The organism is Vibrio hepatarius (assembly GCF_011806575.1).
Classification (GTDB): domain Bacteria; phylum Pseudomonadota; class Gammaproteobacteria; order Enterobacterales; family Vibrionaceae; genus Vibrio; species Vibrio hepatarius_A.
Genome location: NZ_JAATOO010000018.1, coordinates 65,244 through 77,820, shown reverse-complemented (window position 1 = coordinate 77,820; position 12,577 = coordinate 65,244). Strand labels below are relative to the sequence as shown.

The 12,577-nt window shown below is 46.4% G+C and carries 10 protein-coding genes; 5 read left to right on the top strand and 5 right to left on the bottom strand.

Going from position 1 to position 12,577, the window contains the following annotated elements:
- The first annotated feature begins 50 nt into the window (after positions 1 to 50).
- Complete coding sequence (gene dinB, locus HCZ42_RS14840; RefSeq protein WP_167421430.1) at positions 51 to 1,115, top strand: DNA polymerase IV; 1,065 nt, start codon at positions 51 to 53, stop codon at positions 1,113 to 1,115.
- On the opposite strand, the gene HCZ42_RS14835 is transcribed toward dinB, so the two are convergent.
- Positions 1,101 to 3,050, bottom strand: a complete 1,950-nt coding sequence (locus HCZ42_RS14835) for a RecQ family ATP-dependent DNA helicase (protein ID WP_167421429.1) — start codon at positions 3,048 to 3,050, stop codon at positions 1,101 to 1,103. The genes dinB and HCZ42_RS14835 overlap by 15 nt on opposite strands.
- 78 nt (positions 3,051 to 3,128) lie before the next feature.
- Here HCZ42_RS14835 and HCZ42_RS14830 point away from each other — a divergent pair, with 78 nt between their 5' ends.
- The 3 genes from HCZ42_RS14830 (at position 3,129) to HCZ42_RS14820 (ending at position 6,001) form a co-directional block, all read left to right on the top strand.
- Positions 3,129 to 3,605, top strand: a complete 477-nt coding sequence (locus HCZ42_RS14830; protein WP_167421428.1) for a GreA/GreB family elongation factor — start codon at positions 3,129 to 3,131, stop codon at positions 3,603 to 3,605.
- Between the two features lie 58 nt (positions 3,606 to 3,663).
- Positions 3,664 to 4,407 carry a YggN family protein gene (locus tag HCZ42_RS14825; RefSeq protein ID WP_167421427.1) on the top strand — a complete coding sequence of 248 codons (744 nt, stop codon included), beginning with the start codon at positions 3,664 to 3,666 and terminating at the stop codon, positions 4,405 to 4,407.
- Positions 4,408 to 4,636: 229 nt separating this feature from the next.
- Positions 4,637 to 6,001 (top strand): sodium-dependent transporter, encoded by a 1,365-nt coding sequence (locus HCZ42_RS14820; protein WP_167421426.1) that lies wholly within the window; start codon positions 4,637 to 4,639, stop codon positions 5,999 to 6,001.
- Positions 6,002 to 6,045: 44 nt separating this feature from the next.
- Here the strand turns inward: HCZ42_RS14820 and HCZ42_RS14815 are convergent, their stop codons facing one another.
- From HCZ42_RS14815 to HCZ42_RS14800, 4 genes are all read right to left on the bottom strand, one after another.
- A complete protein-coding gene (locus HCZ42_RS14815) occupies positions 6,046 to 7,143 on the bottom strand; it encodes a succinylglutamate desuccinylase/aspartoacylase family protein (RefSeq protein ID WP_167421425.1) in 1,098 nt (365 codons plus the stop codon).
- Positions 7,103 to 8,008 (bottom strand): 30S ribosomal protein S6--L-glutamate ligase, encoded by a 906-nt coding sequence (rimK, locus tag HCZ42_RS14810; RefSeq protein ID WP_167421424.1) that lies wholly within the window; start codon positions 8,006 to 8,008, stop codon positions 7,103 to 7,105. The genes HCZ42_RS14815 and rimK overlap by 41 nt, the downstream gene beginning before the upstream one ends.
- The gene (locus HCZ42_RS14805) at positions 8,008 to 8,448 is read right to left on the bottom strand and encodes an ATP-dependent zinc protease family protein (protein ID WP_167421423.1); all 441 of its coding nucleotides are present in this window, start codon (positions 8,446 to 8,448) and stop codon (positions 8,008 to 8,010) included. Before HCZ42_RS14805 ends, rimK begins: the two co-directional genes overlap by 1 nt.
- 271 nt (positions 8,449 to 8,719) lie before the next feature.
- Positions 8,720 to 10,192, bottom strand: a complete 1,473-nt coding sequence (locus tag HCZ42_RS14800; RefSeq protein WP_167421422.1) for an aminoacyl-histidine dipeptidase — start codon at positions 10,190 to 10,192, stop codon at positions 8,720 to 8,722.
- A 1,032-nt stretch (positions 10,193 to 11,224) separates the two neighbouring features.
- Between HCZ42_RS14800 and HCZ42_RS14795 the strand changes: the two genes are divergently transcribed.
- Positions 11,225 to 12,514, top strand: a complete 1,290-nt coding sequence (locus tag HCZ42_RS14795; protein ID WP_167421421.1) for an NCS2 family permease — start codon at positions 11,225 to 11,227, stop codon at positions 12,512 to 12,514.
- Positions 12,515 to 12,577: the final 63 nt, after the last annotated feature.

The window sequence follows — 12,577 nt, the reverse complement described above, 5'->3', positions numbered from 1 at the left end:
AGAAATTAACTATACTGTTTTTTTAACCAGTATTATTAATAGTTGAACGCATGTCAGAGCGTATTAAGAAGATCATTCATGTCGACATGGATTGCTTTTATGCTGCGGTCGAGATGCGAGATAACCCGAATTATCGTGGTAAACCAATGGCCGTTGGCGGACATGAGAAACAGCGTGGCGTGATCAGCACCTGCAATTATGAAGCACGTAAGTTTGGTGTTCGTAGCGCGATGCCAACGTCGAGAGCCCTGCAGTTGTGTCCGCAGTTATTGGTCGTCCCTGGGCGCATGGACGTTTACAAACAAGTCTCTCGGCATATCCGCGAAATCTTCTCTCGTTATACCTCGATGATCGAACCGCTGTCTTTAGATGAAGCATTTCTTGATGTGACCGATTCGCCGCAATGCCGTGGCTCGGCGACGTTAATTGCTGAGGCAATTCGCCGGGATATTTGGAATGAACTGCAGCTCACTGCCTCTGCTGGTATCGCGCCAGTGAAGTTTCTCGCCAAGGTGGCATCCGATATGAACAAACCCAATGGACAGTATGTTATCCCGCCAGATAAGGTTCAGGAAGAAGTGGATAAACTGCCGTTGGAGAAGATCCCCGGAGTGGGTAAAGTCAGTTTGGAAAAGTTGCATCAAGCGGGCTTTTTCTTGTGCAAAGACATTAAGAACAGCGATTATCGTGAACTATTGCTTAAGTTCGGTCGTCAAGGCGCTTCGCTGTGGAACAAAAGTCATGGAATCGATAAACGCGAGGTGATCACCGAACGTGAACGGAAGTCTTTAGGCGTTGAAAGAACTTTCAGTGAGAACATTTCGACTTACGACGAATGTTGGGCAGTGATCGAAGACAAGCTATTTCCTGAATTGGAAAGACGCCTGATTAAAGTCTCACCGGATAAGGCGATCATCAAGCAGGGGATCAAACTCAAGTTTGCTGACTTCCAGCTGACGACCATCGAGCATATCCACCCTGAGCTCGAGTTGAATTATTTCAAGCAACTGCTCAGTGATATCCTCAAACGGCAACAAGGGCGTGAGATTCGTTTGCTGGGTTTAAGCGTGATGCTTAAACCCGAAGATCAAACCAAACAATTAAGCTTCTTCTGAGCCGCTGACTGATTCTACCAGTTTTAGTACTTGCGCATAAGGCGTGCTTTCTAAACGGGCAAAACCAGTGAGTGAGCGTGCTTTTAGCTTGGTAAATAAGGGTGTCGCAATACCACAGAGAAACTTGGCTTTTAGGTTGTGTGAAAGTGGTGTCGCGGATTTTTTCTGTAACTCGCCGAGCCAAGTGCTGACTTCTGAGGCGCTAGCTTGTTGAGTGTGACTTTTGGGTAGCTGGGCAATATGCCCACGGCATACGCTGCAATGACCACACTGACTTGGCGCATTGTGGTCACCAAAATAGTCCGCGAGACCGTGACTCAAGCATTGTTCAGACTCGAAGAACTGCAGTAGGCGATGAATTCGCTCAACATCGCTTTGCTCTTTGTCTTTAAACAGCTGGGCGAGGGAATCCGCCAGTGCATCAATCGGCTTATCCACGGCGTTGACGCGATAAACTTCGGTCATCAACTTACTTTCTAATTCGATCCAGCCTTTTTCATGGAAATAGTCCAGTGCTGCAATCGTACGTTGACGATCCGCTTGGAAGTGCGCCCACAGGGTTTCAAAGTCAACCTGGCACCAGGTTCTTGCTTGTGGTGAGCACTGGAAAATCGCATTAACGAACTCTCTGCGCTCGCCGTTGAACTGTGACAGTATGAATTGTTTGTCGTGAAGAAACTTGAAACGATAATCGGCAAAGTAACTGTATTGCGCTTGTATAACGCCCGCCATTTCCATGTAGACCAATAAGGTTTTTAGCGGCAACTGACGGACATTACTTTCGCTTGCCAGCCGACTTAGCACCACTTCCCATTGAGGCGAAGCGTCGATGGCTTGTCGTAATATGAACTGGATTTCTTCGCGCTCCGGCGTATCACCATAGATGAAGTTTTCTAGCGTGCTAATGCCGTTTTGATTGGCAAGCAGGATACAGTCAGACTTTTGTCCGTCGCGTCCAGCTCGCCCAATTTCCTGAGCGTAGTTTTCTATCGACTTTGGCAGGTCAAAGTGAATCACACGGCGGATGTCTGATTTGTCGACCCCCATACCAAAGGCAATTGTCGCGACGATACAGTCAATTTCACCACGCATGAAATCATTTTGAATACGCTCTCTGATGTCATTATCCAATCCTGCGTGATACGGATGGGCGTTGATTCCGGCTTTTCTTAGCTCTGAGGCAACATTCTCTGCGCTATTTTGCAGCGTGACGTAGACGATGGTTGGCGCGCTAGGGGCCGTTTGTAACTCGCTTAGCAAGCGTTCGAGTTTCTCGTCATCTTGGCAAGGCGCTACGGTAATATCTAGGTTGGGTCGGTAAAAGCCTGTGACTACCACGTCCGATTCAGCGATGGCGAACTTGCTTTGCATATCCGCAATAACCGCTTTAGTCGCTGTTGCAGTTAGCAGCAATACTTGGGGGATTTGAAACTCTTGCACGTATTGAGGGAGCTTGAGGTAGTCGGGGCGGAAGTTATGCCCCCATTCTGAGATACAGTGTGCTTCGTCCACCACTAACAGAGATATCGGTACTTGGCTAATGAACTGGCGAAATCGTTCGTTCTTCAGTCGCTCGATAGAAATCATCAGCACTTTAATGTCGCCGTTTCGTACTCGCTCCATAGTGCTTTGAACTTCTTCTCTGCTGAGCGTCGAGTCAATCGATGCGGCGGGAATGTTCTTGCTCGCCAAGAACGCGAGCTGATCTTTCATTAGCGCCAATAGAGGAGAGACTACCAAGGTTAAGTGTGGTAAGCATATCGCAGGCAGTTGGTAACAGAGAGACTTGCCAGAGCCTGTTGGAAAGATAGCGGCACAGGAACGGTGGTCAAGCACAGTCTCAATAACGCTTTCCTGACCGGGACGGAGTGTTTCAAAACCAAAAGTTTCGCGTAACGTTTGGTAAATATTGATCGTGTTATTTGAGCTGTTCATAACGATTGATTCAGGTATCCTTCAGGCGTAATGACCTCTATTCTAGGGGTAAACGCTCGGACGGAATATGGTTTTTGTATGAATAAGTCGGATCTGCGCCTAACTATTTTAGGTATGCTGGAGCAAAAGTTAGCGATTGCTTATAGCTCGGTACAGCGAGCGATAGAGTCAGCAACCGATGAAGAAACGGTGCCAGAACATAAGTACGATACGCTTGCACTTGAAGCGTCGTACTTGGCTCATGGACAAGCAATGCGAGTTCAAGAGAGCGAAAAAGAGCTTCGCCGCTTTAGAGAATTGCACCTACCCGAATCGCCAGATAAGGTGGTGTTGGGGACGTTAGTAACTTTGGTTGATCTCGACGACAACCGAAAGCGATTTTTTGTCGCACCGTGTGAAGGTGGTATGAAGGTTCAGTTTGAAAACCAGACGATAACCCTAGTGACGTTTGAATCGCCGTTGGGTAAAGCAATCAAAGGTACACAAGTAGGTGACGAAGTGCGTTATCAAGCTGGCGACAATACTTACTATTACGAAATAGAAACGATAAGCTGACATTGTGTTTTACCCATTTGATATGGTGTCGGTGAATGGACAGAGCAGGATGACAAGAATGAAAACAACACTATTACTACTACCATTACTGCTTTCAAGCCAAGCGATGGCGGCGCAGTGTAAAGTAGACCTAAAAAATGAGATTCACCTCGATGGTGAAACGGTCGAGATTTATCAGGCGAACGGTGAGAGCGCGGTCGTCGACGCAGACAACAACCTGAAGATAGATGGTGAATACATCACGCTCACTGACGAGCAGAAACAAGCGGTGGCGGATTACCGTCAGAACTTAAATGACTACATCCCTAAAGCGAAGCAAATAGCGCAGGATGGCTTAGACCTGGCAAACAACATTATCGACGATGTGGCAGAGAGCTTTGACGCACCGGGAGCATTCGATAACGTAAAACAATCAATGCAGCAGTTCTATGCTGACATCGAAGCGCGTTACTACAAAGATGGCGATTTGATTTTACCAGCGGATAGCTTCGGTTCGATTACCGAAAACTGGAGTGAAGACTTCGACAAGGCAACCGCGCTATTTAACGAAGAGTTCGTCACCAGTGCCTTTAACGCGATGTCTGAAAAGATGAAAGCGGAAGGTGGGATCAACCTAACTGAGATGGCCGACTCGATGTCGAAACTCAAAGAACGCATTGCCAGTCGTATGGCGGAACATGCGGGTGAGGTAGAGCAGCGCAGCCAAGAATTCTGTGATTCACTGGATGACATGGCAGAACAAGAGCAAGACCTGCTTAAACAGATCCCTGAACTCAAAGACTACCAAGTCTTTACCATCTAATTATTTGTCACTTGTTTAAGAGCACCGTCCGGTGCTCTTTGTTTATGTCTCATTAAGTCAATCCTTTCATTACGAGTCTCGCTTATCATACTAGCAAGGTTGTGAACTGCGCTGAAACTGTGCTGGTTACTTGGCTTTTGAGCGATTTATTCTTCTGTAACCATTGCTATTACTAGTGTTTTATAATAACGTACTAGTCAGCTAGTTCATAAGTGCAAAGTTAAGTGGTATGGCACAAGTCGATACATCTCAATCTCGCGAACATTTTGGTTCTCGCCTCGGTTTTATCCTTGCGGCTGCTGGTGCGGCTGTCGGTTTAGGTAATATCTGGGGATTCCCTACGCAAGCGGCCAGCAATGGTGGTGGTGCTTTCCTATTGGTTTACTTAGTAATGATCCTGATTGTTGCTTTTCCTATGCTGGTTGTAGAAATGGCAATCGGTCGTCATGGTCAGGCAAACCCGGTTGATAGCATGCGTTCTCTGACTTCTAACCCGACGGGCAAGCGATTTGGCGCGGCGGTGGGCTGGATTGGCTTAAGTGTGCCAAGTGCGGTATTGGCGTTTTACAGCATTGTTGGCGGCTGGTTGATTTGTTTCTTGTTGGGCGCAATTACTGACGTTATCGGTTTAGAAGAGCTGACATCTTGGTTTAAAGGCTTTAGCGTTGAACGTAACTTGTTCGGTACGATTACTTTTTATGTTCTTACCGTTTTGATCGTACAAGGTGGCGTTAAGCAAGGGATTGAAAAGTGGTCAACCCGTTTGATGCCTGCGTTATTTGTTTTGTTTGCACTATTGTTTGTTTACATCATGACGCAGTCGGGCGCGATGGAAGGGCTAAAGCACTACCTAGTGCCAGACTTTGAGAAAGTGATGGACCGCAAGTTGATTCTGGCAGCGATGGGGCAGGGCTTCTTCTCACTGACGATTGGTGGCTGTTCGATGCTGATTTACGGCTCGTACCTAAGCAAGAAAGAGAACTTGCCTAAGATGGCGATGAACGTGACGCTGGTGGATACTGCGGTTGCCTTTATTGCTGGCTTAGTCGTGATGCCTGCCATGTTTGTTGCGATGCAAAAAGGCGTACAGATCTACGCAGAAGATGGTTCGCTACTCAGCTCAGATACATTGGTCTTTACCGTGCTACCGCTGATGTTTGATAGTTTAGGCTTACTTGGTCAGCTGTTCGCTATCGTGTTCTTTTTATTGCTCACTATCGCTGCGTTGACCTCGTCTATTTCTATGCTGGAATGTCCGGTTGCGCTGGTGGGTGAGCGATTCAATACCAAGAGAAGTACAACCAGCTGGGTACTGGGTGGCTTGATTGCGCTGTTCAGTGTGGTGATTGTCTACAACTTCGGTGAGTTGTTTGGTCTAGTTGCGACGGTTGCGACGCAATATCTTCAGCCGACAGCCGCGTTACTGTTCTGTGTGTTTGGTGGTTGGGTATGGAGCCGTCATTCGAAAGTGAAAGAGTTAGAACAAGGCAATCCAGACTTCACTTTGGGTTGGTTTGGCAAGGTATGGCCGTCGTACGTTAAGTTTGTTTGTCCAATCCTTGTGGCTACCGTTATATGGGCGTCGTTTGGTTAAGCGAAGTGGATACAAAAAGCCCGCGATATTTATCGCGGGCTTTTTTATATTGAAGAAGGTGCGGTTATTTGTCCGGTCGTGAGGGGTTCAAGGTCCGCATCAGACACTTCGCCGATAAATTCTCCGACAACCTGCTCGACTTCTTGGTCATCTTCCTCGAAGTAGGCAAGGTGGAAAATGGCATCCCCTTCGTTAACAAGCGGCAGCGTTTGCTGACCGATGACAATCCCGCCTTTGCGTGCTTTTAACTCAATTTCACTGTGACCGAGCGGCGCGCTAATGTACGCCAGCACCTGACCTCGTGTGACTTTCTCACCAAGGGTAACTAGGGTACGTAAAATACCGTCGCTTTCAGCGCGCAACCAACTGGTCGATTTTGCAATCACTGAGGTCGGTAGGCGTTTACGGCTTTTGCGTATCATGCCGATCGCCTGCATCACGCGTTTAACACCTAAATAGCCGGCGTTGATACAAATCGGCTCAAAGCGCAGCGCTTCTCCGGCTTCATAGGTTAACACCGGAATGTTTAAGCGCTCGGCTTCGCTGCGCAGTGACCCTTCTCGTAAAGGAGAGTCAATCACCACAGGAGTGGCAAATGCTTGAGCAATACGCAAGGTTTCAGGGTTACTTAAGTCAGCACGAACCTGCGGTAAGTTAGTGCGATGAATCGCCCCTGTGTGAAGATCAATAATATAGTCGCAACGTTCCGCAACTTGAGAGAAAAAGGTATGCGCCATTCTCGACGCAAGTGAGCCTTTGTCGCTGCCCGGGAAACAACGATTTAAATCGCGCCTGTCTGGCAAGTAACGCGACTTATGGATAAAGCCAAACACGTTAACAATTGGCACTGCAATTAAAGTGCCCTTGAGCTTGTCGGCATCAATGGTATCAATCAACTGGCGCACAATCTCAACCCCATTCAGCTCATCGCCGTGGATAGCGGCGTTGACCATCAGTACAGGGCCAGGAAGTTTACCATTGATGATTTCGACCGGAATAGAAAGTGGCGAATGGGTATATAGCTTCGCTGCTTCCAGTTCCATGACTCTTCTTTCTCCCGGCGAGATTGACTCGCCGAGAAATTCAAATGCGCTATTTCTTCTAGCCTTTGCCACGCGTTTTTGTCCTTTGACTTGCCGCATTTTTCTCAATGAATTCGACAATCATTCCAGCAATGTCTTTACCAGTTGCGGTCTCAATACCTTCAAGACCTGGAGATGAGTTCACTTCCATCACCAGTGGACCACGCTCTGAGCGTAATAGGTCAACACCAGCCACATTCAGCCCCATAATTTTTGCCGCTGCTACTGCAGTGCGGCGTTCTTGTGGGGTGATTTTTACTAAAGAAGCGCTACCACCACGGTGTAAGTTAGAGCGGAATTCTCCATCTGCACCTTGACGTTTCATCGCCGCGATCACTTTGTCACCGATAACGAAACAACGAATATCCGCGCCGCCAGCTTCCTTAATGTACTCTTGCACCATGATGTTGGCTTTCAGGCCCATAAACGCTTCAACAACACTTTCTGCTGCTTTACGCGTTTCCGCCAATACCACACCAATACCTTGAGTACCTTCTAGCAACTTGATCACAACCGGTGCGCCACCGACCATTTCAAGCAAGTCTTTAACGTCATCAGGTTTGCTCGCAAAGCCTGTGATTGGCATGCCCACGCCTTTGCGTGAAAGAAGTTGCATTGATCGTAATTTATCACGAGAACGTGTAATCGCAACGGATTCATTTACTGGGTAGACACCCATCATCTCAAACTGACGTAGCACCGCTGTACCATAAAAGGTCACAGACGCGCCGATACGTGGGATGATGGCGTCGAAGCCAGACAACTCTTCACCTTTAAAGTGAATCTCTGGTTTCTCAGAGTTGATATTCATGTAGCAGCGAAGTGCATCAATCACTTTGACCTCGTGCCCTCGCTCCTTACACGCTTCAATCAGTCGCGTTGTGGAGTACAGTTTTGAGTTGCGAGACAGAATACCAATTTTCATTATTTGTTTTCCTCGAAAGGGACTAAAAATGACTCTACAGGGTCAACGATAATTCGGTCATGCATAGCAGTACGACCCAAGAGCATGCGAAATGCCATGTTTTCACGGTTCGTCAATGTAATCTCAATCGGCCAGGTTTGGCCGCCGATGCTCACCTCTGATTCAATGACATAGCGAGACTCTTCATGACCGCCGGAGTCACGTACGATGCGCTCATCGATCACTTTGGCTTCACAAACAACTTCTACATCAGAGTTACGTTGGATTGGGTGGATCCAGAATCTTACCCATAGAGCTTCGTCTTTCTTAAAGCTCTCTACTTTGAATGCGTGCAAGCAAGAGGTTCGGGCTCCGGTATCAATTTTTGCGTTAATTTTATCAATACCTAAACCGGGAAGGCTCAGCGTTTCACGCCAACCTACTATTAGTTTTTCTTTCATTGCAGTAACAGTAATTTTAGAGAGAGTTAAGATGCTCGAATGACGTGAGCATCCCCAACATGACTCGTTAAGTATAGACGAGTATGGCTTGAAGGAGAGTGAGGAGGTTCACTCATAGGCGCTTCAAGGACGGCGAATGTAACAACCTGTAAAGGTGGTGACTAACGAAAAAAAATCACCGTAACGACAAAATTATTTTATTGAAAAGGACAGGAATGGAGAATAAAAAAGCCAGCAAGGGTGCTGGCTTTTGGATGAGATTATCTAGGGCTTACGCTTTCTCTGGAATCGCTTCCAGTAGTGCTACCATCTGATCCCAGAATAGGGCAACGGTATCGATCTTCACTTTCTCATCTGGAGAGTGAGGGAATTTAATCGTTGGGCCGAAAGAAACCATATCCATGTTCGGGTAAGGTTCTTTAAATAGACCACACTCAAGGCCTGCGTGAATGACCATGATGTTTGGTTTGTGACCGTAAATACCTTCGTACATATCACGGAAGATAGCCATGATTTCTGAGTCTGCGTCTGGTTTCCAACCCGGGTAAGCACCAGAGAATTCAATGCTCGCGCCTGCTAACTCTGCGACTGATGTCAGCATGCTTTCAACTTGTTGGCGGCCAGAGTCAATCAGCGAACGTACAAGGCATAGCACGTTGATCTGGTTTGCTTCTGTTGTGATGACACCAACGTTGAGTGATGTTTCAACCACACCCTCAATCTCATCGCTCATACGGATGACGCCGTTAGGACATGCGTTTAGCGCTGCGATGAAACGTTGTTGGTCTGTCAGACTCAGCGCTTGCTGTTGAGTTTCGATCGCTTCGTTGAAAGAAACGATGTTGGTTTCAACTTTGCCCAGTTCTTGTGTTAGCAAGTCAGTGTAGTAGCTAAATAGCTCGGCAAGTTTTGCTTCGTTTGCAGCAGGTACTGCAACCGTGACAAACGCTTCACGAGGAATCGCGTTACGTAGGCTACCGCCACGGAATTCGATCAGACGTAGGTCTAACTCTTGCGCGTGACCCGCAAGGAAACGTGCCACCAGTTTGTTTGCGTTGCCGCGACCTGTGTGGATGTCACAACCTGAGTGACCACCTTTTAGGCCTTTAAGGATAAGCTGACGAGTAACGTAATCCGCAGGCAGTACTTCGCGCTTGATGTCAAATGTCATTTGGCCGTCGATACCGCCAGCACAACCCATGTAGACTTCGCCTTCTTGCTCAGAGTCAGTGTTGAGAAGGATTTCACCTTCCAACCAACCTGCTTCAAGGCCGAAAGCGCCAGTCATGCCCGCTTCTTCATCAATAGTAAGCAGTACTTCAATTGGGCCGTGTTTGATCTCTTTTGACGCCAAAACCGCTAGGCACGAAGCCATACCGATACCGTTATCTGCACCTAATGTTGTGCCTTTTGCGGTTACCCACTCGCCATCGATGTACGGCTGAATTGGGTCTTTAGTGAAGTCATGATCAGTGTCTTCATTCTTTTGTGGCACCATGTCGATGTGCGCTTGAAGAACCACACCTTTCTTATTCTCCATACCTGGAGTTGCAGGCTTTTTGATGAATACGTTGCCGGTTGGATCGCGGCGAACATCTAAGCCTTGTGCTTTTGCCCAATCAATAATGTATTGAGCTAGGGCTTCTTCATGCTTTGAAGGGTGAGGGATAGAACAGATCTTATCGAAGAACTGCCACAATGGTGCAGGTGATAAGTTGCTGATTTCAGAATGGAATTCAGACACGGATGACTCCTTGTTTCGAATAATGCCAGATCTTGTAATGCATATGTGTCAGATTAACAGAACAAAAATCCAAATATGTTCTATTAATTAGTGAAACAAAGAATAGCACTACCTGAGCCTAGGGAATAGTAAAAGCGGAAACGAAATGTTTCGCCGTAATCACAGAATGCAAAAACTCGCCAGTTGAAGATTGTGCGTGTTAATTCATATCATTTTGTTATAAAATTTACAGTCCGGTTGATAATTCTGTAATTTAATTACAGAATTCATTTGATCCTAGTCATTTTTCAAAAATAGTGTGACTTTTGTCACTTTTAGGGTTGTAATTAAATTTCTTTAGGGTATATTTACATCAACTTCGAAAGCGAAGAGAAAATGCTCAAAGGATGAGTCCGATTTGTCGCCTCCAAGGAACCGAGAAATCAATACTTGTATTCTGTTTTAATTGATTTAGAAGGTGATAGTTATGAAAGGTTTACCAAGTGCAGCGTTCTGGTTAAACAGCTCTGTTTACACTGGCAGCTTTGCATACCCAACAAGTTTCGGCTACTAATCCAAAGCTTGTTACTCTCGAACAGTTTGTTCACCCCTATATATTGGAATTTTTTTACAGCTCTTTTATTGGCTGACATGATTCAACCGCCACTCGCTATCGAGTGGCGTTTTTTTTATCTGCTTTATCCTGCTTTTTTCTCTTCTCACCATATCGAACTTCAATTTGGTTCATTGTGCTGAATATCATTCGCATAAACACATACGTTTATCGTTTCATTCTGCGTCGAACTGCATGAAAGTTTACGACATAGTGCAAAAAAACAACTTTTAGAGTTTTTATTTAGTTTGTTAGTTACTCTTTGATTCTAATGAGAGTTTTCTTATGGAATGCAACAAGTCCACATCTATTTACCGTACTTATCAATAGAAATGTCTATTAGAGGGGGAATTCCATCTGGAATTTGCTATTTGATGACTTTATAATTCCCGCCAATCGATTACGCAACCGTTTACTTTTACCCCTTATAGGATTCGATTATGTTCGAACAGCTATTTAAACTCAGTGAAAACGGCACGAACGTGAAAACTGAGATCATCGCAGGTATCACTACCTTCCTGACGATGGCCTACATCATTTTTGTTAACCCTGCGATTCTGGCTGATACAGGTATGGATCGCGGCGCGGTATTTGTCGCGACCTGTTTAGCCGCTGCTATCGGCTGTTTTATCATGGGTCTAGTGGCAAACTACCCAATCGCTCAAGCTCCAGGTATGGGCTTAAACGCATTCTTCACCTACTCAGTTGTTCTGGGTATGGGATACACGTGGCAAGTTGCGCTTGCGGCGGTATTCTGCTCTGGTGTGCTGTTTATCCTGTTGAGCGTGTTTAAGATTCGTGAGTGGATTATCAACTCGATCCCACTTTCATTACGCACGGGCATTTCTGCGGGGATCGGTTTGTTCCTTGCGTTCATCGCCCTGAAAAATGCGGGTATTGTTGTCGATAACCCAGCGACACTGGTTTCACTAGGTTCGATTACTTCTCTTCCTGCTGTGTTGGGCTCTATCGGCTTCTTCTTGACGATCGCTTTAGTACACCGTGGTTTTAAAGGCGCGGTAATGATTGCGATCTTAGCGGTAACAGGTCTAGGTCTTGTGTTTGGTGACGTGCAATGGGGCGGCGTTATGTCTACGCCACCGAGTATCGCGCCAACTTTCTTGCAACTGGATTTCTCTTCAGTATTCGAAGTCGGCATGATCTCCGTTGTGTTTGCTTTCCTATTTGTTGACCTATTTGATACCGCAGGCACTCTGGTTGGCGTATCGCAAAAAGCGGGTTTGGTTGGCGAGGACGGTAAGATTCCTCGTCTGAACAAAGCGCTATTGGCGGATTCTACCGCGACTTCCGTTGGTGCATTACTTGGTACGTCGAACACCACGTCTTACATTGAGAGTGTTTCTGGTGTTTCTGCTGGCGGGCGCACAGGTTTAACGGCTGTCGTCGTTGGCATTTTGTTCCTACTTGCTCTATTCTTCTCTCCACTAGCTGGCATGATCCCAGCCTATGCTACGGCAGGTGCATTATTTTATGTCGCAATTCTGATGCTTTCGGGTCTGGTAAGCATCGATTGGCGCGACCTAACAGAAGCAGCTCCGGTAGTCGTAACGTGTCTACTTATGCCTCTTACTTTCTCGATTGCAGAAGGTATTTCTCTAGGCTTTATCGCTTACGCGGCTATCAAATTGTTTAGTGGCAAAGGCCGTGACGTTTCTCTGAGTGTTTGGGTTATGTCTGCGATCTTTATCATCAAGTACATCGTTGCTTAATAAGTTTATAAGGGTCTGTAAAGCTAGATATTTCTGGTTTTACAGGCCCTCAACATTTTTAGA

Coding starts and splice junctions, on each gene's coding strand:
- dinB (WP_167421430.1), top strand. CDS start 51: ATGTCAGAGCGTATTAAGAAGATCATTCATGTCGACATGGATTGCTTT.
- HCZ42_RS14835 (WP_167421429.1), bottom strand. CDS start 3,050: ATGAACAGCTCAAATAACACGATCAATATTTACCAAACGTTACGCGAA.
- HCZ42_RS14830 (WP_167421428.1), top strand. CDS start 3,129: ATGAATAAGTCGGATCTGCGCCTAACTATTTTAGGTATGCTGGAGCAA.
- HCZ42_RS14825 (WP_167421427.1), top strand. CDS start 3,664: ATGAAAACAACACTATTACTACTACCATTACTGCTTTCAAGCCAAGCG.
- HCZ42_RS14820 (WP_167421426.1), top strand. CDS start 4,637: ATGGCACAAGTCGATACATCTCAATCTCGCGAACATTTTGGTTCTCGC.
- HCZ42_RS14815 (WP_167421425.1), bottom strand. CDS start 7,143: ATGCGGCAAGTCAAAGGACAAAAACGCGTGGCAAAGGCTAGAAGAAAT.
- rimK (WP_167421424.1), bottom strand. CDS start 8,008: ATGAAAATTGGTATTCTGTCTCGCAACTCAAAACTGTACTCCACAACG.
- HCZ42_RS14805 (WP_167421423.1), bottom strand. CDS start 8,448: ATGAAAGAAAAACTAATAGTAGGTTGGCGTGAAACGCTGAGCCTTCCC.
- HCZ42_RS14795 (WP_167421421.1), top strand. CDS start 11,225: ATGTTCGAACAGCTATTTAAACTCAGTGAAAACGGCACGAACGTGAAA.